The 266-nt window shown below is 71.8% G+C and carries 1 protein-coding gene; it reads left to right on the top strand.

Going from position 1 to position 266, the window contains the following annotated elements; genetic code table 11:
• Positions 1-266 (top strand): flavin reductase family protein (locus tag SB816_RS32245; protein WP_410548276.1); only part of this gene is annotated, 266 nt, incomplete at both ends.

The following is a 266-nucleotide window of genomic DNA, read 5'->3' as shown; positions in this document are numbered from 1 at the left end:
GCCGGACGGGCGCAAGGTCGGCCTCACCGCGAATTCGTTCTCGTCGCTGTCGCTCGACCCGCCGCTCGTGCTGTGGAGCCTGCGCAAGGTGGCGCCGAGCCGCCCCGATTTCGTCGCGGCCACGCACTTCGCGATCAACATCCTCGCGCACGACCAGATCGAACTGTCGCGCCGTTTCGCGACGCCGAGCGCCGACAAGTTCGACGGCGTGCCGCACGTGGACGCCGACGCGGGCGGCGTGCCCTGCCTCGACGGCACGAGCGCGC

It is taken from the genome of Achromobacter sp. SIMBA_011 (assembly GCF_046535435.1).
Lineage (GTDB): Bacteria > Pseudomonadota > Gammaproteobacteria > Burkholderiales > Burkholderiaceae_B > Achromobacter > Achromobacter dolens.
Note: the sequence above shows the minus strand (reverse complement) of the source record. Positions and strands in the feature narration are given on the sequence as shown.